The sequence below is a fragment of the Streptomyces sp. NPDC059010 genome, from assembly GCF_042740355.1.
Taxonomy (GTDB): Bacteria; Actinomycetota; Actinomycetes; order Streptomycetales; family Streptomycetaceae; genus Streptomyces.
Window position 1 is genome coordinate 31,410 of sequence record NZ_JBHYJA010000036.1, and the last position, 21,339, is coordinate 52,748.

At 70.5% G+C, this 21,339-nt stretch carries 16 protein-coding genes; 6 read left to right on the forward strand and 10 right to left on the reverse strand.

The window, feature by feature from the left end; all coding sequences use genetic code 11:
- Positions 1-3: 3 nt before the first annotated feature.
- From ACFWYS_RS32275 to ACFWYS_RS32290, 4 genes are all read right to left on the reverse strand, one after another.
- The gene (locus ACFWYS_RS32275; RefSeq protein ID WP_384776413.1) at positions 4-1,764 is read right to left on the reverse strand and encodes a glycosyltransferase family 2 protein; all 1,761 of its coding nucleotides are present in this window, start codon (positions 1,762-1,764) and stop codon (positions 4-6) included.
- Positions 1,761-4,025: a CDP-glycerol glycerophosphotransferase family protein gene (locus tag ACFWYS_RS32280; RefSeq protein ID WP_384776415.1), complete on the reverse strand. Its 2,265-nt coding sequence runs from the start codon at positions 4,023-4,025 to the stop codon at positions 1,761-1,763. The genes ACFWYS_RS32275 and ACFWYS_RS32280 overlap by 4 nt, the downstream gene beginning before the upstream one ends.
- A gap of 100 nt (positions 4,026-4,125) precedes the next feature.
- A complete protein-coding gene (locus ACFWYS_RS32285) occupies positions 4,126-4,977 on the reverse strand; it encodes an ABC transporter ATP-binding protein (RefSeq protein ID WP_384776417.1) in 852 nt (283 codons plus the stop codon).
- Positions 4,970-5,890, reverse strand: a complete 921-nt coding sequence (locus ACFWYS_RS32290) for an ABC transporter permease (protein WP_384776419.1) — start codon at positions 5,888-5,890, stop codon at positions 4,970-4,972. The genes ACFWYS_RS32285 and ACFWYS_RS32290 overlap by 8 nt, the downstream gene beginning before the upstream one ends.
- Positions 5,891-6,211: 321 nt before the next feature.
- Here ACFWYS_RS32290 and ACFWYS_RS32295 point away from each other — a divergent pair, with 321 nt between their 5' ends.
- From ACFWYS_RS32295 to ACFWYS_RS32305, 3 genes are all read left to right on the forward strand, one after another.
- Complete coding sequence (locus tag ACFWYS_RS32295; RefSeq protein WP_384776421.1) at positions 6,212-6,850, forward strand: TetR/AcrR family transcriptional regulator; 639 nt, start codon at positions 6,212-6,214, stop codon at positions 6,848-6,850.
- Positions 6,851-7,005: 155 nt separating this feature from the next.
- Positions 7,006-7,650: a response regulator gene (locus tag ACFWYS_RS32300; protein WP_384776423.1), complete on the forward strand. Its 645-nt coding sequence runs from the start codon at positions 7,006-7,008 to the stop codon at positions 7,648-7,650.
- A gap of 98 nt (positions 7,651-7,748) precedes the next feature.
- A complete protein-coding gene (locus ACFWYS_RS32305) occupies positions 7,749-8,312 on the forward strand; it encodes a dihydrofolate reductase family protein (protein WP_384776425.1) in 564 nt (187 codons plus the stop codon).
- A gap of 149 nt (positions 8,313-8,461) precedes the next feature.
- Here ACFWYS_RS32305 and ACFWYS_RS32310 read toward each other — a convergent pair whose 3' ends face one another.
- From ACFWYS_RS32310 to ACFWYS_RS32325, 4 genes are all read right to left on the reverse strand, one after another.
- Positions 8,462-9,226: a hypothetical protein gene (locus ACFWYS_RS32310; RefSeq protein WP_384776427.1), complete on the reverse strand. Its 765-nt coding sequence runs from the start codon at positions 9,224-9,226 to the stop codon at positions 8,462-8,464.
- A gap of 460 nt (positions 9,227-9,686) precedes the next feature.
- Positions 9,687-10,634, reverse strand: coding sequence for an ADP-ribosylglycohydrolase family protein (locus ACFWYS_RS32315; RefSeq protein ID WP_384776429.1), 948 nt, complete (start codon positions 10,632-10,634; stop codon positions 9,687-9,689).
- The gene (locus tag ACFWYS_RS32320; RefSeq protein ID WP_384776431.1) at positions 10,627-10,827 is read right to left on the reverse strand and encodes a DUF397 domain-containing protein; all 201 of its coding nucleotides are present in this window, start codon (positions 10,825-10,827) and stop codon (positions 10,627-10,629) included. Before ACFWYS_RS32320 ends, ACFWYS_RS32315 begins: the two co-directional genes overlap by 8 nt.
- A 10-nt stretch (positions 10,828-10,837) precedes the next feature.
- Positions 10,838-11,689, reverse strand: a complete 852-nt coding sequence (locus ACFWYS_RS32325) for a DUF5753 domain-containing protein (RefSeq protein WP_384776433.1) — start codon at positions 11,687-11,689, stop codon at positions 10,838-10,840.
- A 208-nt stretch (positions 11,690-11,897) separates the two neighbouring features.
- Between ACFWYS_RS32325 and ACFWYS_RS32330 the strand changes: the two genes are divergently transcribed.
- From ACFWYS_RS32330 to ACFWYS_RS32340, 3 genes are all read left to right on the forward strand, one after another.
- Positions 11,898-12,329 (forward strand): ATP-binding protein, encoded by a 432-nt coding sequence (locus ACFWYS_RS32330; protein WP_384776435.1) that lies wholly within the window; start codon positions 11,898-11,900, stop codon positions 12,327-12,329.
- Positions 12,330-12,676: 347 nt separating this feature from the next.
- Positions 12,677-16,618 carry an SGNH/GDSL hydrolase family protein gene (locus ACFWYS_RS32335; RefSeq protein WP_384776437.1) on the forward strand — a complete coding sequence of 1,314 codons (3,942 nt, stop codon included), beginning with the start codon at positions 12,677-12,679 and terminating at the stop codon, positions 16,616-16,618.
- A 6-nt stretch (positions 16,619-16,624) separates the two neighbouring features.
- Positions 16,625-17,095 carry a hypothetical protein gene (locus tag ACFWYS_RS32340; protein ID WP_384776439.1) on the forward strand — a complete coding sequence of 157 codons (471 nt, stop codon included), beginning with the start codon at positions 16,625-16,627 and terminating at the stop codon, positions 17,093-17,095.
- A gap of 34 nt (positions 17,096-17,129) precedes the next feature.
- On the opposite strand, the gene galE is transcribed toward ACFWYS_RS32340, so the two are convergent.
- Positions 17,130-18,110 carry a UDP-glucose 4-epimerase GalE gene (gene galE / locus ACFWYS_RS32345; protein WP_384776441.1) on the reverse strand — a complete coding sequence of 327 codons (981 nt, stop codon included), beginning with the start codon at positions 18,108-18,110 and terminating at the stop codon, positions 17,130-17,132.
- A gap of 119 nt (positions 18,111-18,229) precedes the next feature.
- Complete coding sequence (locus ACFWYS_RS32350; RefSeq protein ID WP_384776443.1) at positions 18,230-19,828, reverse strand: glycosyltransferase family 2 protein; 1,599 nt, start codon at positions 19,826-19,828, stop codon at positions 18,230-18,232.
- Between the last annotated feature and the right edge of the window lie 1,511 nt (positions 19,829-21,339).

Sequence of the window (21,339 nt, forward strand, 5' to 3'; positions counted from 1 at the left end):
TCGCTAACGCAGTGCGCTTCTCAGCAGGCGGGCCGCTCTTCGCACCCTCGGTCGGGCCAGGCGTCGTACCACCGGGTGTACCAAGTTCCCCGTGATGCCCAGTGGCTGCCAGCGGATCTGGAGGCGGCCGGGGCCGTGGGGCTCCGGTTCGACGGTCACCCGGTGGGGGGCCGTGCCGGAGTGGTAGTCGATGCGGGTTGTCAGGATGGGGAAGGCCAGGGGGGCCAGCAGCACCGCCGTGTTGTGCAGGGACTGGCACTCGATGCGGAGGAGGGGGTGGCGGGTGCCGGTGAAGCCGTGGTGGGGGACGGGGGCCCTGGTCAGGTCCAGATGGACCTGGCCTTCGAAGATGCCGGGGCTCACCGGGGACAGGCGGAACGGCACGGTGAGGCGGCGTCGGCCGGGGGTGAGGAGGAGGCCGGCCCGGTGGGGGCCCACCGGGAGGCGGCGGCCCGGGTCGTAGGTGCGGATGGTGAGGTCGATCGAGGCACCGGGACCGCGGGTGAGTTCCGTGATCTCGTGGCGGAACAGGGCGCTGCGGAAGGGACGGGTGTCCAACTCCAGGTCCGATACGTCGAGTTCGCGGCGGGAGGTGTCGGTGGTGGGGACGGTCTCGCCCCAGTACGTGGGGATGGTCTTGCCCCAGTGCGTGGGGATGGTTCTGCCCGAGTACGCGGCGCCCTCTGTCACGTCCGATGTCACATGGCGCGGTGCCACAGCGCGGCCCAGGCCCCTGGCCGCCAGTCTCGCCTCCGGGAAGCGGCGCTCGCGGATCAGCTGGAGGACCACCCGTTCCGTGCGCGGGAGTCGGCTGTAGGCCGTCGGGGCGAGGGAGTCGAGGTAGGGGGTCGTGAGGTCGGCGAACGCCGCCAGCCAGGCGTCGTCCCTGTACGGCACGTCCCCCGCGTACATCCGGAAGTCGTGCTTGAGGAACTTGTAGTCCTTGTCCTCACGGAGCCCGGCGTGCCCGCTCTCGGCCAGGAAGTCGTCGATCAGGCGCTGCACCCGGACGCGGTCGCGGACGTTGTCCAGCCGGTCGCGCTGGTTGGAGATCGACGCCGTCGCCGTGCTCGTGGCCGCGTACTGCGCCACGTACCAGCGGTACACCGGTTCCGGGATGACCGTGAACTCCTTGGCCAGGCAGTACGCCTGCGCCGTGAAGAGCTGGTCCTCGTAGTGGATGCCCTCGGGAAAGCGCAGGTCGTGGCGGTCCAGGAAGGTGCGCGCGTACATCTTGCTCGTCGACAGGTGCTCGAAGAGCAGCCGGGGTTCGGACTCGATGCCGATCACCGTGCGGCGCTCGGCGACCAGGTGCGGCATCCATCTCGTACGGCGTCCGCTGTCCTCCCGGACCCGCACCACCGCCCCCATCGCGAAGTCGATCTCCCGCTCGCGGTGCGCCGCCAGCAGCAACTCCACCGCGTCGTCGGTGAGTTCGTCGTCGCTGTCCAGGAACATGACGTACGGCGCCCGCGCGATCTCCAGCGCCCGGTTGCGCGGGGCGCTGCAGCCGCCGCTGTTCCGCGGCAGGCGGAGCCGGCGGATACGGGGGTCCTGGGACGCCAGTCTCCTTGCCACCTCCGGGGTTTCGTCCGTCGAGTGGTCGTCGCTGATGATGATCTCGATGTTGCGGTGGGTCTGGCGGCGTACCGACTCCACGGCCCGTGGCAGGCGCCGCGCGTCGTTGTAGACGATGACCGTCACCGTGACGTCCGGGGGTGCGGCCTCCGCGGCCTCTACGGCTTCCACGGCTTCCGGGTTCACAGCGCCTCCCTCGGGCTCGGGGCCGGCGTGCGGTCCTCCAGCGGCGTCACCGGCGGCAGGGTGTCCACGCTCTCGCCCAGGAACACGCGGCGTACGACCCGTTCAGCGGCGCGTCCGTCGTCGTACTCGCAGAAACGGCGGCGGAAGGCCACCCGCGCCTTCGCCGCGCCCTCGTCGTGCCAGGCCTCGGTGGTGAGGATCTCGGTCAGGTCCTGCTGGGTGCGGGCCACCGGGCCCGGTGACTCGGCCATCAGGTCGAAATAGACGCCTCGGGTGGAGCGGTACGTCTCCCAGTCGTCGGCGTAGATGACGATCGGGCGGTCCAGGTTGGCGTAGTCGAACATGATGGACGAGTAGTCCGTGACCAGGGCGTCCGCGGCGAGGGCGAGGTCTTCGACGGGGTCGTAGGCCGAGACGTCGATGATTCTGCCCGTGCGGCGCAGGGCCGTCAGGGGGGACGGTGTGCCGTCGTAGAAGTAGTGGCCGCGGATGAGGAGGACCGTGTCCTCGCCGAGCCGGTCGGCGAGGGTGGCCAGGTCCAGGCGGGGGGTCCAGCCGGCCTCGTAGTCGCGGTGGGTGGGGGCGTAGAGGATCGCGCGGTGGGCCGGGGGGATGCCCAGGCGGTCGCGGATCGCGCGGATGTCGGACGCGGTGGCCGTGTAGAAGACGTCGTTGCGCGGATAGCCGTAGTCGAGGGAGACGAAGCGGGACGGGTACGCGCGCTCCCACATGCGCGTGGAGTGGCTGTTCGCCGAGACGCTGTAGTCCCATCGGTCGATACGGGCCAGCAGTGCCGGGAAGTCCAGGCCCTTGGCCGCCGCCGGGAACTCCATCTGGTCGACGCCCATGCGTTTGAGCGGGGTGCCGTGGTGGGTCTGGAGGTGGATCGCGTCCGGGCGTTTCACGATCGCGTTGGGGTAGTTGACGTTGTTGACCAGGTACTTCGCCGTGGCCAGCACCTCGCGGTAGCGGCGGGTTCCGGGGAGCACGTGGTCGGTGTGGGGTGGGAGCAGGGGGGCGTTGTCGGGGGTCACCACCCACACCGGGTGGATCTGCGGGGCCAGTTCGGTGAGCTTGGCCGCGATCGCCGCCGGGTTGCACGCCACGCCGCGGTTCCAGTACGCCGCGAAGACCGCCAGGTTCGGGTTGACCGGCTGGGAGAGGGCCTTGCGGTAGTGGCGGTCGCCGAGGGCGTCGGTGACCTGGCGGCTTCGGGTTCGTACGGCCGACTTCACGGCCCGGCGGGCGCGGTTGGCGGCCTGGAAGGCGCGGTACCTGGTGTAGGCGTTCTCTTCGAGGAGACTCCGGCGGATGCCCTCGGGACCGGCCGGGCGGCGATGGCCGGGCGGGCGGTGCCGAGTCGCCGCTTCGGCGGCGCGCCGGAAGAACTCCCTGGCCACCGGGTCGGGCATGGGGACGCGGGCGAAGGTGCGCAGGCAGTCGCGGACCATGACGTCGTAGAGGACGGCGTGCGGGAGCGAGCGGGGGAGGGCGTCGCCCGTGCTGCCGGGAAGGGAGGGGGCGGCGGCCGCTCGGTGTCGGGCGAGGGTGAGGTCGAGGGCGAGGGTGAGGAGCGTTTCGTAGCGGTCCACGAGGGTGTAGTGGTCCTCGGGGGTGACCGGGGGGAGGCTCTCGGGACGCAGTTCGTGGTGGTCGTACGCCACTTGGTTCAGGGCCGCGATGTGGTCGGCGAGAAGGAGGGCGGCGTACGACGCGAACGGCTCGTCAGGGGTGGTGAGTTGGCGTTCGTGCACCTGCCAGAAGGGGGTGCGCAGCGCTCGGTTGCCCAGGAGCGGGGTGACGCGCAGGGCGGTGCGGGCGATGTCGTCGAGGCGGTGGGCGGCGCGGCCCGCGCGGGCGAGGAGGGGGCCGTCGTCGGAGGGCAGCCCCGAGGTGTCCCAGGTGGAGCGGACGTGGTCGAAGAGGAGGACGTCCACCTCGTCCGGCAGTTCCGCGAGGCGCTCGGCGACCATGCGCGGGGCGCCGACGGGCAGACCGTCCTCGGCGCGCACGAAGTGCAGCCAGCGACCGGAGGCCCGGGCCGCCCCCGCCGACCGCGCCGTGGCGTCGTCCGTCCCGTCCGGCAGAGGCAGCACCAGCATCTCGGAGGCGTACGCCGCCGCCGTCTCCTGCGCCCAGGCGCCGACCGCGGCCACGACGACCTCGACCTCGGGGTGGGGGTGCGCGGCCAGGGAGGCGAGGAGCGCGGTCAGACGGTCCTGGGTGTTGGGCCCGTGGACGATGACGCTGAGCTCGGGCATCGCGGGGACTCCTTCACCGTTTTCACCGTGCCGGGCGCACCTTGTCCGACCTAGGACATAGTGTCACTAATGGGGTGAAGGAGTGACTCTCAGTTGCGCCTCACGAGGGAAGGGCGGCCGGGGCGGGTGTCGGCTTCGGCTGTGGCTTCGGGGCCGGCTTGGCCGACTTGTCGCCCGTGAACGCCTCGTACTCCTTGAGGACCTCGTCCGTCGGCCCGTCCATGCGCAGCTCGCCGCGCTCCAGCCACAGCACGCGGTCGCATGTGTCGCGGATCGACTTGTTGTTGTGGCTGACCAGGAACACCGTGCCCGCGTGCTTGCGCAGCTCACGGATCCGGGCCTCGGAACGCTTCTGGAAGGAACGGTCGCCCGTCGCCAGCGCCTCGTCGATCAGCAGGACGTCGTGGTCCTTGGCGGCGGCGATGGAGAACCGCAGCCGGGCAGCCATGCCGGAGGAGTACGTGCGCATGGGCAGGGTGATGAAGTCGCCCTTCTCGTTGATGCCGGAGAAGTCGACGATCTCCTGGTACCGCTCCTTGACCTGCTCACGGGACATGCCCATGGCGAGGCCGCCGAGGTGGACGTTGCGCTCGCCGGTGAGGTCGTTCATCAGGGCCGCGTTCACGCCGAGGAGGGAGGGCTGGCCGTCGGTGTAGATACGGCCGTTCTCGACCGGCAGGAGGCCCGCGACCGCCTTGAGCAGGGTCGACTTGCCGGAGCCGTTGGTGCCGATGAGGCCGATGGCCTCGCCCTTGTACGCGACGAACGACACCTTCTTGACCGCGTGCACCTTGCGCACACCGGACGTCTTCTCGGTCTGCCTGCGGCGCAGGATGCGGTTGAGGGCGGCGGTTGCGGAGCCGCGGCCGGCGCCCGTGCCGTTGACGCGGTAGACGATGTCGACGCCGTCGGCGATGACGGTGGGGATGTTGTCGCTCGGGTTCTCAGCCACGGCCGTACGTCTCCTCAGCCTTCCAGAAGTAGATGAAGCCGCCGACGCCGGCCAGCAGCGCCCAGCCCGTCGCGATGGCCCACACGTGCGGCGGGAGCTGGCTCGCGTGGAAGCTGTCGATGAGCGCGAAGCGCATCAGGTCGATGTAGACGGCGCCGGGGTTGGCCTGCAGGGCCGTGGTCACCCAGGACGGCACGTCGGTGTGCTTGTGCATCATGGCGCTGATGCTGAACATCACGCCCGACGCGTACATCCAGGTGCGCAGCAGGAACGGCATCAGCTGGGCGATGTCCGGAGTCTTCGCCCCCATGCGCGCCATGACCATCGCGACGCCCGCGTTGAAGGCGAACTGGAGGAACAGCGTCGGGATCACCAGCAGCCAGGACGCGGAAACCGGAATGCCCAGGCAGAGCAGGATGACGACCAGGGCGGCCATCGAGAACAGCAGCTGCTGGAGCTGCTGCAACGCGAAGGAGATCGGCAGCGCGGCCCGCGGGAAGTGCAGCGCCCGTACCAGGCCCAGGTTCCCGGAGATCGCGCGGGTGCCCGCCATGATCGTGCTCTGCGTGAACGTCCACACGAACACGCCCGTCACCAGGAACGGGATGTAGTCGGGCACGCCATGGCTGGTGCCCATCAGCTCGCCGAAGATGAAGTAGTACACCGCCGCGTTCAGCAACGGCGTGAGCACCTGCCAGACCTGGCCGAGCTTCGCCTGGCTGTACTGGGCGGTGAGCTTGGCCGTGGAGAACGCACTGATGAAGTGGCGGCGCGCCCACAGCTGGCGGACGTACTGGGGCAGCGTGGGGCGGGCGCCGCTGACCGAGAGGCCGTGCCGGGCGGCGAGGTCCGCGAGGTCGACCGGGGCCGGGGCGGTTGTCGTCGGGGGCGGTGTGTCGAGGACCTGGCTCACATCCGCTGCTTTCGCTCGGGGGGAGGGGTGCGGGGACGGTCCCTGGCGTTGCTGTTCCTGGGGTTCCTGTCCCTGGCGTTCTCTTACGTGACTCTTCACGTCTTCTTACGTCGGGACGGGACCGTATCGTCGCAACGCGAGCGTAGGGCGAAGGGGCGTCGGAACGCAACCGTTTCGTCGTGACGTGATCGATATAACGGGTGGAGTGCACGGGGGTGGACTCGGGTGGACTCGGGTGGGCTGGGGTGGGATGGCGTGGGGGCGGAGTGAGGGGGCCGGGGCCGTCGCGTAGGGACGGGACCGTACCGTCGCTACGCCCCTATGCTGTTCCGCATGACGACCAACGCCGACCAGCCCAAGACGCCGCCGCGCCGTCGGGCCCCCGCCGGGGCGGCCGTACTTCGCGAGGACGTGACGGAGGCGATCCGGGCGGCCGTCTTCGAGGAGCTGGCGGCCGTCGGCTATGCGCGCATGTCGATCGAGGGCATCGCGCGCCGTGCGGGCGTGGGCAAGACGGCGGTGTACCGGCGCTGGCGTTCCAAGCTGCACCTGGTGCTCGACGTGGTGTCGGCGGTCGCGGTCATGGGGCTGCCCGTGCCGGACGCCGGTTCGCTGGAGGGGGACCTGCGGCTGCTGTACGAGGTGACCGCGCGCGCCCTGCGCCACCCCCTGGCCTCGCAGATCCTCCCGGACCTCCAGGCCGAGGCGGCCCGCAGTCCCGAGATCGCCGAGGCCGTGCAGAAGGCGTTGCGGGACGGTCAGGCGAGCGTGGCCAACGGCATCGTGATGGCCGCGGAGAAGCGGGGCGAGGTGCGTCCGGGCATCGACGAGGAGCTGGCCCTCGACCTGATCTCGGGCCCCCTGTACTGGCGTTCCGTCGTGATCCGCAGACCCAAGGTGCCCAAGGGGTATCTGGACGCCCTGGCCCGGGCCACCGCGCACGCCCTGAAGGCGCTGTGAACGACGCTGAGAACGGCGCGGTGAGTAGGCTGCGCGCATCGAACGCCGGTTGACCGAGGCGGCGTCACCGCGACGCGCGGGGATGACCGGACGGGCGACCGGACAGGTGGCCGGACCGGTGACCCGCGTGGAGCCGGAGTAGAGGCGGAACTGCCGTGAGAGTCGTGATCGCCGAGGACAACGCCCTGCTGCGCGAGGGTCTGGTCCTCCTCCTGACGTCGGCCGGACACGAGGTCGTGGCCGTCGCCGGCACCGGCCCCGAGATCCTGCCCGCCCTCCTCGAACACCGTCCCGACGCCGCCGTGCTCGACGTACGGATGCCGCCGGACTTCCGTGACGAGGGGCTGCGCGCCGCCCTCGCCGCGCGCAAGGAGATGCCCGGGCTGCCGGTCCTCGTCCTCTCCCAGTACGTCGAGGAGTCCTACGCCGCCGAACTCCTGGCCGGCGGTGCGAGCGGGCTCGGCTATCTGCTCAAGGACCGGGTCGGCCGGGTCGACGAGTTCCTGGACGCCCTGGAGCGTGTCGCGGCGGGCGGCACCGCCCTGGACCCCGAGGTCGTCACCGAACTCCTGACCCGCCGCCCCGACTCCCCGCTCGACTCCCTCACCCCCCGCGAGCGCGAGGTGCTGTCCCTCATGGCCGAGGGCCACGACAACGCGACCATCGCCAAGACGCTGGTCGTCACGGAACGCGCGGTCCACAAGCACATCGGCAACGTCTTCCTGAAGCTCGGCCTGCCGCAGAGCGACAGCGGGCATCGCAGGGTGCTCGCGGTGCTGACGTACCTGAACAACGTGTAAGGGCTGCTCGCCGCGCTTGGGGTGCGGGCCGACGCGCGCGGTCGCATCGTGTGGACGGGGAACGGCGACTCCAGGATCGTCACCGAGGAGGACTTCTGATGCGCAGCGTGACCTATTCGATGAACGTCTCACTGGACGGCTACATCGTCGGGCCGGACGGCGGCTTCGACTGGTCGGGGCCCCAGCCGGAGGTCTTCCGCTTCTGGATCGACGAGATCCGGGGGGTCGACGTCCATCTGCTGGGACGACGGCTGTACGAGACGATGCTGTACTGGGAGACCGCCGAGCAGGAAGCGTCGCTCGACGACGCGGAGCTTGAGTGGGTCGCGCTCTGGAATCCGCTCCCGAAGGTGGTGTTCTCCCGCACGCTGTCGACGGTGCAGGGCAATGCCCGCCTGGCCTCCGGCGGAGTGGCGGAGGAGATCGAGCGGTTGCGGGCCGAGCCGGGGGAGGGTGAGATCGCGATCGGCGGCGCGACGCTCGCCGCCCAGGCGGCCGAGGCGGGTCTGATCGACGAGTACCGGACCATGGTCTACCCGGTGCTGGTCGGCGGCGGCATTCCGTTCTTCCCCCGGCACGAGCGCCGGGTCGACCTCGAACTCGTAGAGACCCGCCCCTTCGGCTCCAAGGTCGTCTACCTCCGCCATCGCGTGGTGCGCTAGCGCTGGAGAGGCCGGGCGGCGGTCATGAGCAAACCTTGCCGCCGGGATTTGTCGTTCGAGGCCCGGCGGCCAGGTATGCGTTGGGGAATCGCTCCGGCGCTCGTCTCTACGCGCGGACGGAGTGCACCGTCGTGTCGCGCGTAGTGCGGCTAGATGCTTGATCCGCCGCCGGAGGTGTTGTTCCACCAGGCGCTGTAGGCGTTCAGCGAGTACCGCTTCTGCACGCCGCTGGTCGACGTGATCTCAAGGCCGAACTGCATCGTGTCGAAGTTGGTGTTGCGCAGGAGGTTCCACGACGCGGCCCATCGCCAGACCGCCGAGGCGTCGATGCTGCCGGTGTTGGTCTGCTGGGCGGGGATGAGCTGCAGGACGTTCCAGCCGGGATCGGCCTGCCAGACCTCCGCGTACAGGATGCCGCCGATGGTCACGTTGGACGCGATCTGCCTTCCCCAGCCGCCGGTCCTCCCGGCCCAGCTGGTGAAGACCATGATCTCGTCCTGGTTGTTGGTCGACCAGAGGTCGCTCGTCCAGTTCCAGTGGTCACTGCCGCCGACGGGAGCCGACGACGTGTTGTACCAGAAGCCCGCCGAGTTCAACTGCGACAGCGGCGTCTGGGGCCGGACCGAGGTGTTCGGGTAGGTCTTGATCCCGCCGCCGGAGTGGTTGGCATCGACGTACCAGGACTTGATGCTGTCGACGGTCAGGCACTGCGGGCCGTGGTTGTCGCCCCAGACGTTGTTGTAGACCGTCCAGGTGCCCTGGGTGTAACTGCCCCACCGGTCGCAGGTGGAGTACACCGCGGCCTGCGCCGGAGACGCGATGCTCAGGAACCCGGCTATCACGGCGGCTATCAGGGCCAGCCGACCGAACCCGGCCGACTTGCTGCTGATGGATTTAAGGGCTTGCCATCTCATGTGTCCCTCCAAGGACGGCGACGGGTTGCTCCGGACCCCTCGGGCTCGGGACGGCGCGACTCAGCTCCGTCCGAGGTGCTTGCGCAGTGGGCCGACTGATCGGCTCGATGGTCGGCCCTGGCGAAGGCGGTCGATCAGCTGACGTGCTGACACCTTCGCTCCGTTCGCATGCGGTGCTGCTCGCGATGGTGGGTGGCGCGGGTCGTCGAGGTGGCGCGGGCTTGTCAGACGCAGATGCGAAGCGTCGAAGCGCTTGCGTCTGGGGACAGTAATGATGGGACGTATCAACGGCAAGGCTCTGCGCAGGAAGACACATTTCTTTCACCTACGGACACTCTCGCCTGCAGACATCACGTCGAAGCGCTTCGAAGCGCTTCGGTCGCCCTCGCCACCTGGCCTTCACGGCACGGCCGGTTCCTCGGACTCGCGATCAGCCCCGTGATCCAGGCTGCGGCGCCCCTCACGACGGGGCGCCCGCCTCGCTCAGCCGCAGTGCCAGCTCGGTCAACTCCGCCGTGCCCAGGACGCGTTCACCGAACCCCGGCAACGGCACATGGAGGGCCGACGTCCACCGCTCCGGCACCGCGTCGATGCCGTACACCGCCCCGGCCAGCCCGCCGGTCACCGCCGCCACCGTGTCCGTGTCACCGCCGAGGTCGATGGCGGCGCGTACGGCGTCTTCGTAGGACGACGTGGTCCGCAGGGCCCAGACCGCGGAACCCAGGCATGGCCATACGGCGCCGTTGAATTCGGTCGCCTTGTCGGGGTGCCAGTCCGGGGCGAGGACGACGGCGTAGCGCTCCCGGTGGTCGGGGTGGACCGCATCGAGGGTGTCCGGGACGGCGGTGAGCGGGTCCTCCCCGGTCAGCGCGACGCGCACCAACTCATGGAAGACAGCGGTGCCTTCCCACGCCGCGCGGTCTCCGTGAGTGAGGGCGGCGATTCTGCGGGCCGCGTCCATGGTGGCCTCGCGGCCGGCGTGGGAGAAGTACACGGCGGAAGTCGCCGCCCTCATCAACGCCCCGTTGCCCGCGGCCCGTTGACTCACCTGGAAGTGCAGCGCGGCGGCCATGTCCCAGGGGTCGCCGCTGCTCAGCACGGCTTCCGTCTGCAGGCCGATGTCCTTCGGCTCGGCCGCCGCCCAGCGCTGGAAACGCCGGAAGACGTCCGGGAGTTCCAGCCCGCCGCACTCCAACAACGACTCTCCGACGAGTACGGCCATCTGCGTGTCGTCGGTCGCCTCGCCGGGCTCCCAGCCGCCGCCCCCGCACATCTCGTCGCCGGTGCCCTTCGGGAAGCGGGCGGAGAAGGCGTGCTCCGGCCCGAACTCGAAGGGGGCGCCCAGGGCGTCGCCTACGGCGGAGCCGATGACAGTGCCGAGGGCGCGCTGCAGGTGGGGGTCAGGCAAGGGGCTTGGCCTTGAGGGTGGTGAGGAGGGCGTGGAGGGCGGTGGGGGTAGTGGTGAGGATGGTGGCTGGGTCGTCGCTTTCGCGGAGGTGTATGGAGGTGGGAGACGTGATGGGGGCGGCGAATTCGATACAGCTGTCGCCCGTGCCGCCGCCTGAGAAGGACGACTTCTGCCAAGTGAGGGGTGCGATCACGGGGAGCCTTTCAAAGTTCCTGGAGCATGTGGACGATGAAGTCCCGGGATTCGGCCGGGCTCAGGGCAGAGCCTGCCACTCTGTCATACCGCTTGCGGTACTGCTTGAGCAGTGGCTCGGCATCGAAGAAGACACTGCTGTGGCCGGTCTCGGTCAGCACGGTGCCCAGCTGGGGGACGGGGCCGTGCAGGTAGTCCATCGAGTGCCCGGCGCCAGCGAAGTCCTCGGCGGCGAACGGCAGGACGCGCACGGTCACATGGTCCAGCTCCGAGCGCTCCAGGATGCGCTCCAATTGCGCGTGGGCTGTCTTGCGGCCGCCGACGAGAATGCGCAGAGCCGCCTCGTGGATGATCGCTTCGTACGGCTTCACCGGTGAATCGGTGATGGCATGCTGGCGGCGCAGCCGGAACGCCACATACGCTTCCAGGTCCTGGGGCGTCAGCTCCGGTGACGCGTAGCGGAACGCGGCTCGCATGTGATCCTCGGTCTGCAACAGGCCTGGAATGTGCGGCATCTGAAAAGTCTGGATGCTTACGGCGTGGTGCTCCAGCTCCGCCACATTGAGGCCGGCGGGGACGATGATGCCGCGGTACTCCTCCCACCACCCTTTCCCCCGCTCCGCGGCCATGGCAACCAGCCCATCCACGTACGCGGCGTCGTCACACGCGCAGTGGGCCGCCAGGCGTCGGAGGCGGTCCTCGCTGATGCCGCTGCGGCCGTTCTCAAGATGGCTCTGATACATGGGGCTTGAGCTGAGCAGGGCGGCTGCGGCCCTCGCCGTGATGCCCGCGCGTTCGCGCATCTTGCGCAGCTCGGCCCCCAAGCGCTCCTGGCGGTAGGTGGGATTGCTCCTGAGCGGCATCTTTGACGTCCCTCTGGTCTTTCCGGCCTGCGGATGTGCCGGGCCAGCATGGCACGGTCACTCGGCCGGTTGGCAGTTTCGGCATACAGGTTGCAGTGCATATACGTTGCAGCCTACCTTCTGTGATGCAGGCGGCACTCTCCGTTGCGCACATCTCCCGCCCTGCCTCAACTCACCCATGCCTAAGGCGACTTGGAGCTGACCCCCCATGCCCGAATACAGCCTCCGCATCCCCTCCCACGCCACCTCCCCCCGCATCGCCCGCGAGTTCGTCACCTCCGTCCTGCAAGCGCAGCACCTCGGCGCCATCGTCGACGACGCCGCACTCTGCATCTCGGAACTCGTCACCAACTCCTGTGTCCACGCGGCCGGAAGCGCCACCGGCGCCGGCGCCGGACCCGGACTCCTCCTCGTCACCAACCCGGTCGGCCTGCGGGCCACCGTCTTCGACACGGACGTCACCCTGCCCGTGATGAAGGAGGGGTACGACGGCGAGAGTGGGCGTGGGCTGTGGATCCTCGACTCGGTCACCGCGGGGCGGTGGGGTGCTGAGCGGCGAGGGTGGCGGGCGGGGCGTGGGGGCGGTGAGGGCGGGAAGGGCGTCTGGTTCGAACTCGGGCCGCAGGGGCCGTCGCGGTGAGCGCCATTCTCGGGAATTGAGCATTCCGATTGGGAGTGGCGTGAATGCGCCACAGGGAATGGCTCGTATGCCCAACTTGGCGTGCCTTGTGGGGCTGTTGCGGGCCGTGGGGCGTCAGTAAAATCTTCAATATGTGAGCTGGTTATGCGGCATTCAGGCACGCGGCCGCATCGACACGCACTGAAATCCCGATCGCATTTCTTGCGCGACGCTTCCGCCTGCCGTTCCTCCCCGATCCGCCTTGCGCCATCCGTCCTGCCGCCACAGCCCCTTCTCCTCTCTCCATGCGCTGCATGCACTCCATGCGCTGTGGTGGCCGGTTCGCCATGTGATGAAAGGATTCAGGGTTGAGACCCTCCCCACGGGCCCGCACCGGGCTGGCCGCTGTCGCGGCCGGTGCCGTGCTCAGCGGGTTCATTCAGACCGTCGCCGTCGCCGACAGTGAGTCCCCGCCCGCGACCAACCCGACCAAGTCCACCAGCCCGACCGGCCCCCGGCCGACCGCCGCGCACACCCCCAACGCGTCCTCCGGCGTGCCGGGCACGCAGCGGGCGCGGCTCCTAGGGGTCGGCTGGAAGTCGTCCAACGACCGGGTGTGGACGACCAGTTCGGACGCGGGCGGCTTCCATATCCTCACCGCCGACAAGAAGTCCGGCTACGCGTGGAAGACCGCCGCGTCGCTGTCCGAGCCCGGCTTCGACGCGGACGCCTGGATCGGCAACGCCTGTGTCACCGCCTCCGGCACCCGGGCCGTCGCCGTCTACGCGCCGCGTACCTTCACCAACCGGCCCGAGTTGATGAGCCGCGGTGCCTTCACCGCCGTGGTCGACCTGACCAACGGCAAGGTCACCAAGCTGCCGGTGCAGTCCTCCCTCGCCTACTTCTCGCCCGGCTGCGGGCGCGGCGAGACGGCCGTCGTCTCACAGTTCACCGACGACTCGGCCAAGCAGAGCGCGTCCCGGCTGGTGACCGTCGACGCCCGCGCGGGCAGAGCCGTCGGCAAGCCGCTCCGGCTCGACGGTCAGGTCACCTCGGCCATCCCCTACCAGGGCGGGATCGCCGCCGCCGACGGCTACCGCGTGGTGAAGATAGCCAAGGACGGCAAGCGCACCACCCTGGGCGCGGCGAGCGGCGTACCGTTCCAGCTGCGCGGCGACCGTGACGGCGGCCTGGTCTTCCTGGACCGCACGGGCAACGCCACCAGCGCGGTCAAGCGCGCCGTCGGCGGGAGGACGACCACCCTCGCCAAGGGGCGGCTCGCGGACGTGGATCTGACCGCCTCGGCCGACGGCACGGTCTTCATCACCGGCAAGGCGAACACCACCGCCCGCTCGCTGCCCGGCGCCGTGAAGAACTCCGGTGCCGCGAAGGACGCGATCGCCTCCACCCGCGGCGAGGCCCTGGTCGCCACCAAGTGGCAGCACGCCAAGCAGGCGCCGAAGGGCACGGACACCCTCGCGGAGCGTCCGGTCACCACGACCATCCTCACTCGCGCCACCGGCCGTACCGCGAGCCTCACCACGACCCCCGGCGACCGGCCCGTCTCCCCGGCACGCGTGCGGCTCGGTGCGCAGACGTCCCCCGCACTCACCGCGGGCGCCACGGCCACCCGGCAGACGCTGGCGGCCTCGCCGACCGACCCGGTCGAGGACGAGCGCACCTGCTCCGTGCCCCGCGGCAGCCTCACCAAGCAGGCGCTCCAGCCGACCCCGCGGCAGGCGGAATGGGCCGTCGACCAAGCCGTCATCCGGGGTCTCGACCCGTGGATCAGCCGTCCGGACAACTGGAACGGCACCGGCATGGGCTACTACTGGCCGCAGACCCTGTTCCCGCTGCGCGCCCTGAGCGGTGACCCGAACGGGATTCCGGACCGCGCCGACGAATGGCACATCCCCGCCCAGATCCTGCTCGGCATCACCGCGCAGGAGTCCAACATGTGGCAGGCCGCCCGCACCGTGGTGCCGGGCCTGACCGGCAACTCGCTGATCGGGAACTACTACGGCATCAAGTACTCCGCCGACGGCACCCAGGGCGACCCCTGGGGCGTCAACTGGGCCAAGGCGGACTGCGGTTACGGCATCACCCAGGTCACCGACGGCATGCGCAAGGCCGACACGAGCCTGACGAACGCGCAGAAGGAGGCCGCGGCGCTCGACTACACGGCGAACATCGCCTACGGCGCCGACATCCTCGCCTCCAAGTGGAACGAGACCCGCAGCGACGGCCTGACCGTCAACGACGGCAAGCCGAAGTACATCGAGAACTGGTTCTTCGCGCTGTGGGCGTACAACTCCGGCTACCACGCGAAGGCCGACGCCGGCAGCAACAGCGGCAAGTGGGGTGTGGGCTGGACCAACAACCCGGCCAACCCGCTGTGGAAGGAGAACCGCACCCCCTTCCTGGAGGACTCCACCGGCGCCGACGACTACAGCCACGCCGCGCACCCGCAGGACTGGCCGTACCAGGAGAAGGTCATCGGCTGGGCCGCCCGGCCCATCTCCGCGCTGTTCAAGCCCGGCGACATGCAGGCCGGTTACCGCGCCGCCTGGTGGAACACCCGCGCGGACCGCACCAGCGCCAAGCCGCCGATCGGCACGTTCTGCACCGCGTCGAACGACTGCGACAGCTCCAAGATCGGCGAGGGTTCCTCGAACCAGACCGGGGCGGGTCCGTGCAAGCTCCCCGGCGATCCGAACGAGACCGACCCGCTGTATCTGAAGTGCTGGTGGCACGAGGCCGTGAAGTGGAAGGACTGCGGCAGCGCGGCGCAGTGCGGCAACCCCGTCCACCGGTTCAACAACGACGACTATCCCGAGCAGCCCAACGAGAACTCCTCCTACCCGCCCCGCTGCGACCCGGGGCTGCCCTCGGGCACCCTCGTCGTGGACGACGTCGCCGACGGCACCAGACCGGCCGGGCAGGACGGGCACACCTGCGGCCCGGCGGAGTCGGCGGGCAGCTTCGGCTTCTCGTTCAACAACTCCAACGGCACCTATCCCGGCAAGATCGACCTGCACCAGATCGGGGCCGGTTTCGGTGACCACTTCTGGTTCACCCACACCCGCGAGGCGGGCACGTCCGACGGCGACCGGCTGCTCACCACCGGCACCTGGAAGCTCGGGCGCTCCCTGGACGAATGGGTCCGGATCATGGTCCATGTGCCCGACCACGGCGCCCACACCCAGCAGGCCCGCTACGACATCGACACCGGCAGCGGCACCTTCACCCGCCACCGCTACATCGGCCAGGAACACGGCAAGAACACCTGGGTGTCCCTGGGCGTCTACAAGGTCAGCGGCACCCCTCGCGTACAGCTGACCAGCCAGACCGACGACGGCACCGGGGACGACGACGTCGCCTGGGACGCGGTCGCCTTCCAGCCGATCGGCGCCAAGCCCAAGCAGGTCGTGGCGATCCTCGGCGACTCCTACACCTCCGGAGAGGGCGCCGGCGCCTACTCGCCGGAGAGCGACAAGGACTACGACGAGGACGACAACTCACGCTGGAACGCCTGCCGGCGCAGCGACAACTCCTGGTCCCGCAAGACCACCCTGCCGGGATACTCGTCCACCATCGGCACCCTGACCGACGACCACTCGGCGACCCTGGACGTCCAGAACGTCTCCTGCTCGGGCGCCTTCACCAGCCAGGTCACCGCGGGCGACCCGAGCGAATGGGGCTGGGACGGCAACTTCCACGAGAAGTCCCAGCTCGACTCCGGAGTCCTGAGCGCCGACACCACCCTGGTGGGCCTCACCGTCGGCGGCAACGACGCCGGCTTCCCGGTCGTGATGCAGCAGTGCGCCACCACCGGATGCCCGGCCGAGGAGGACGTACATCGCGACATCGACACCACCATGCCCAAGGTCGAGGACGCGCTCCGGCAGATCCACGGTGCCGCACCCAACGCGAAGATCGTGCTGCTCGGTTACCCGAAGATCTTCAACGCGAGCTCGCTCACCTGCGTGAGCGGTGTCGGCGGCGCCGGGATGAACCGGATCAACGCCATGGCCGACTACATGGCCACCCAGCAGAAGCAGCTGGTCGCCACGCTCAAGGCGGCGAACATCCCGGTCAGCTACGAATCTCCCGACGCCGACTTCGAAGGGAGGCGGGCCTGTGACGACCCCGAGGGCATCAACAAGATCGTCAAAGCCCCGCAGGGCGACGGGGACTTCGACTGCAGCGTCGGCGGCACCTGGTGCGTCAGCCGTGAGAGCTATCATCCGAACGGCGTAGGCACCTCCGCGTACGCCGAGGCGTTCCGCCGCGCGGTGAGCAACCTCTAGGCATCCATGGCAACCCAGCAGGTCGGACGGACCGCCCCGTGGGCCAAGGCCCTCGGGGCGGTCCTCCTCGCGCTCGTGGCGACCCTGATCGTCGCCCACGTCGTCGGCGGCAGCCGCGAACAGGACCGCGAGGACTCCGCCTTCGAGGCGACCCGCGCCGACGCACGGCACTTCGCGGACGCCGTCATCGCCCAGCACAGCGGCCCGCCCCACGACCGGCAGGACATCCAACGGGCCCTGGACTCGGCCGCGGGCACGAAGAACGGCCTGCTGTACGCGCTGGACTCCACCGAGGACCGCACCCGTGCCGTGGTGCAGTTCTCCCGCACCTACCGGCGCTCGATGCCGATCCTGGGACCGGCACAGACCACGGTCGACCGCTGCTTCACGGTCGTCCTCCGGGGCCCGGCCCCGCAGACCAAGGCGGAGATCACCGCGCACGACGCCGACGAGACCTGCGCGCAAGTGGCCCGCTGACCCAGGTACCCGGCCGCGGATATAGCACAGGCCCTCAGTGCCGGGCCGCCTTCGGATGCTGCCGCACCCACCCCTCCCACGCCGACTCGATCATGTCCTGTACGTCGTACCTGGCCTTCCAGCCCAGCTCCGTGGCGATGCGGTCGGCGGAGGCGACGACGCGGGCCGGGTCGCCGGGGCGGCGCGGGGTGACGGTCGGGGGGCGGTCGTAGCCGGTGACCTCGTTGATCAGGTCGACCATCTCGCGGACCGAAACGCCTTCCCCGCGGCCGATGTTGAGGGTGAGATCCTTGCCGGGGGTCGACTTCAGGGCGCGGGCCGCGGCCACATGGGCCTCGGCCAGGTCGACGACGTGGATGTAGTCGCGGACACAGGTGCCGTCGGGGGTCGGGTAGTCGTCGCCGAAGATGTGCGGGGGCTCGTCCGCCGTCAGCTTCTCGAACACCATCGGGACGAGGTTGAAGACGCCGGTGTCGCCGAGTTCGGGACTGGCCGCGCCCGCCACGTTGAAGTAGCGCAGTGATGCCGTGGACAGGCCCGTCGAGCGGTGCGTCGCCCGGACCAGCCACTCGCCGGCCAGCTTGGTCTCGCCGTACGGCGACATCGGCACGCACGGCGTCTCCTCCGTCACCAGGTCGACGTCCGGCATGCCGTAGACCGCGGCGGAGGACGAGAAGACGAAGGACCGCACCTTCGCCGCCGTCACGGCCTCCAGGAGGATGCGCAGGCCCTCCAGGTTCTCCCGGTAGTAGAGCATCGGGAGTTCGACCGACTCGCCCACCTGCTTCTTCGCCGCGAGATGGACGACACCGGTGATGCGGTGGGCCATGATCGCGCGGGCGACGCGCTCGGGGTCCAGGGTCGAGCCGACGACCAGCGGTACGCCGTCGGGCACGCGGTCGGGATTCCCCGTGGACAGGTCGTCGTACACCACGGCGTGCTCGCCCGCCCCGGTCATCGCCCGTACGACATGCGCTCCGATGTAACCGGCGCCGCCGGTGATCAGCCAGGTCATGTGCCGCCGTCCCCTCGTCAGTCCTTGTCAGTCATCGTCGATGAGCCTGTGGTTCGTGCTTGGTCGGTGTCGGTGTCGGTTTCGGTGCCGATGTCGGTCTCGGCGGACCGCGCTCGGGGTCAGTGACAGTGAAGCAGGCGGCGAAGCCTGCCGCGGACCACTGTCATGACTCCGCGTAAACCCGTGGCCATACGTAATGCCGGTGTCCCGGAGTGCGTGAGGTACGGGTGTACGAGTACTACGGCGTGCCGGGCGCTGACCACGGCGCGACGGCGCAGCGGACCGGCGCCCGGGAGGACGCAGGCGGTGACCTCGCGATACGCCCCGCTCCGGAAGCGCACACGCAGCCGCAGATCCCAGGTACCCGCCCCGAACCCGGCCCAGCGCACCGTCGTCGCAGCCGACCAGACTCCGTCTCCCGGCGTGAGCGCCACCGTCGTACGGGGCCCCGCCGCACGCCCCGTCTCCCGGCAGCGCCACTCCACCTCCAGCGCCTCCGGTCCCGCCTGCGCCACCCTGCCGTACAGCTCGTGCAGACGGAGCCGGAGCAGGAAGGCACGCGCGCGTGGGCGCAGCTCCGCGTCCACGGCGAGGGGGAGACGGCGGACCGGGCGGGTCAGCAGCGGTTCCAGGGTGAGCTGGGGGAGGTCGGGCGACCAGACGGGGGTGCCGTCGGGGGTGTGGGCGTAGGGCGGGAGCAGACGGGCGGGGCGGGAGGCGAGGTCCCTGAGGCGGGGCAGGTCGCGGGGCTCGGGGGAGGCCAGGACGAGGCGGCCGATGAGGCGGCCGGGCGCGGCAGGGTTCTGGGTCCAGTCGGAGGCGTCGTACTCGGCGAGAAACGACCGGGTGTGCGCCCACCACGCGCGCTGGTAGCCGGCGTCACGCAGACCCAACTCCCGGGCGTACATGCGCAGTTCGTGGTCCAGGAACTTGCCTCGCGCGGCTCGCGCCAGCTCCTTCTGTCCGGCGCCCAGCAGGATGTCGTACACCAGCCGGCAGGCCTCCGTTCGCGCCAGCCAGTTGGTGATGCCGGCCCGGTCCAGGGAGATCGACAGCCGGGCGGCGGTGCGGCGCACATGCCAGATGTACACGCGGTCCGGGACGAGCGCGATGCGCGGCGCGGCGGCCAGTACGCGCGCGGTGAAGACGAAGTCCTCGTAGGGGAAGCGGCCTTCGGGGAACCGGATGCCGTGCTCGCGCAGGAAGTCGGTGCGGTAGAGCTTGTTGACGCAGAGCGTGTCGTGGACCAGGCGCGGGCGCTGCGCCGGGCTCTCGTACACCGCGCGCCCGGCGTAGAGGCCCGCCTCCCAGGGCACCTCGCGCCCCTCCGGCAGCTCCCGCCGCACGCACAGCCCGCCCGCCACCGCCGCGTCCGCCCCCGTCGCCGCCCCGAGCAGCGCGTTAACCGCGCCCGGCGGCAGGACGTCGTCGCTGTCCAGGAACATCACGTACGGCGATGTCACCCGGTCGAGCCCGGTGTTGCGCGGGCTGCCGCAGCCGCCGCTGTTGACCCGGCGCCGGACCACCCGCACCCGCGGCTCGCTCGCGGCGAGACGGTCGAGCAGTTCCACGCTGTCGTCCGTCGAGCAGTCGTCGACGGCGACGACCTCCCGCACGGCGGGCCCCTGCGCCAACGCCGAGCGGACGGCGGTCGTCACATGCGCGGCGTCGTCGTGGCCGATGACGATGACGCCGACCTGCGGGGCGTGAGAGTGCATGGGGTCACGTTCCGGAAGCGTAGGGAGGGCAGGGATGTTGGGTATCCGCCCGCTAAGAGGCGGGTGGGGCGGAGGTGGTTCGTCGCGGGGATCGTAGGCCGGGCGAATGCCATATGCGCGGAGATACGCCGTCAATAAAGAATATTTGTCGGCTAATAGCACAAAATCGGCCCTATGGATGACGGGGAGCAGGAGCAGGAGCCGAGGACGCCAAGGGTCGCCGCCGTCTGTGTGCCCGTCGCCGTCATGTTCGGCATCGGGCTGTGGGGGCTCGACCGCGGCGGCATGTGGCGGGACGAGGGGGTGACCTTCCAGGTCGCCCGGCGCTCCGTGCCGGAGATCTGGCGGCTGGTGCAGGGCGTGGACGCCGTGCACGGCCTGTACTACCTGCTCATGCACGCCGTCCTCGCCGTACACCCCGGCGAGGTCGCCCTCCGGCTGCCGTCGGTGCTGGGCGCGACCGCGGCGGCGGGACTGATCGCGGCGCTCGGGGTGCGGCTGGCCCGGCCGCGGGTCGGGCTGTGGGCCGGGCTGCTGTTCGCGGTGACGCCGCTGGTCGGGCACTACGCGCAGGAGGGCCGGTCGTACGCGCTGGTCACCGCCGGGGTGGCGGGGGCGACGCTGCTGCTGGTGCGGCGGGTGTGGTGGGCGTACGGCGTCGTCCTCGGGGCCGGCTGTCTGCTGCACGAGCTGGCCGTGCTGGTGGTGGGCGCCCATGCGGTGACCCTGGCGGCGTGGCGGGTGCCGGGCCGGGTGTGGTTCGGGTGGGGGCGCGCGGTGGCGGGCGCGGGCGTGGCCCTGCTGCCGCTGGTCGCCGTGTCACGGGCGCAGACCGGGCAGGTGGAGTGGCTGGCGGCGCCGGGGTGGGGGAGTGCGCAGCGTCTGCTCCGGGAGTGCGCCGCCGGACCCACGGGTGCTGTGTTCGGGGCGTGTGTCCTGCTCATGCTGGTCGGCCTCGCGGTGCGCCGGGTCGCCGTGGTCGCGCTGCCGCTGCTGGTGGTGCCGCCGGGCCTGCTCATGGCCGTGTCGCAGGTGCGGCCCATGTACGACGACCGGTATGTGCTGTACGCCCTCGCGGGGGCGCCGCTGCTGGTGGCGGCGGGGGCGGACCGGGTGGTGGCAGGGGCGGACCGGCTGGCGGAGGTGGGGGCGGACCGGCTGGCGGAGGTCGGGGCGGATCGGCCGGCGGTGGCCGTGACACGGGAACGCGGCCACGGCCGCCTCGGTCGGGGCCGCCCCGCCCGGCTCCCGCACCGTCACCTCCCCCTGGCCGGCGTCCTCGCCATCGCCCTCGCCTTCCTCCACCACCTCCCCCTCCACCGCCAGGACCGCTCCCCGGCCCACCGCCCCGACAACCTCGCCGCCGCCTCCGCCTTCGCCGCCCGGCATCTGCGCCCCGGCGACCCGGTGCTGTACCTGCCGTCCATCGGCCGGCGCTCGGCACTCGCCTATCCGCAGGGCTTCCGGGGGGCGTGGGACATCGCGCTCGGCCAGTCCGGACCGAGGTCGGG

What these genes read in the sequence shown, in the direction of transcription:
- galE (WP_384776441.1), bottom strand. Translation starts at nt 18,110, where the DNA reads ATGACCTGGCTGATCACCGGCGGCGCCGGTTACATCGGAGCGCATGTC.
- ACFWYS_RS32295 (WP_384776421.1), top strand. Translation starts at nt 6,212, where the DNA reads ATGCTGTTCCGCATGACGACCAACGCCGACCAGCCCAAGACGCCGCCG.
- ACFWYS_RS32340 (WP_384776439.1), top strand. Translation starts at nt 16,625, where the DNA reads ATGGCAACCCAGCAGGTCGGACGGACCGCCCCGTGGGCCAAGGCCCTC.
- ACFWYS_RS32330 (WP_384776435.1), top strand. Translation starts at nt 11,898, where the DNA reads ATGCCCGAATACAGCCTCCGCATCCCCTCCCACGCCACCTCCCCCCGC.
- ACFWYS_RS32280 (WP_384776415.1), bottom strand. Translation starts at nt 4,025, where the DNA reads ATGCCCGAGCTCAGCGTCATCGTCCACGGGCCCAACACCCAGGACCGT.
- ACFWYS_RS32350 (WP_384776443.1), bottom strand. Translation starts at nt 19,828, where the DNA reads ATGCACTCTCACGCCCCGCAGGTCGGCGTCATCGTCATCGGCCACGAC.
- ACFWYS_RS32310 (WP_384776427.1), bottom strand. Translation starts at nt 9,226, where the DNA reads ATGAGATGGCAAGCCCTTAAATCCATCAGCAGCAAGTCGGCCGGGTTC.
- ACFWYS_RS32325 (WP_384776433.1), bottom strand. Translation starts at nt 11,689, where the DNA reads ATGCCGCTCAGGAGCAATCCCACCTACCGCCAGGAGCGCTTGGGGGCC.
- ACFWYS_RS32305 (WP_384776425.1), top strand. Translation starts at nt 7,749, where the DNA reads ATGCGCAGCGTGACCTATTCGATGAACGTCTCACTGGACGGCTACATC.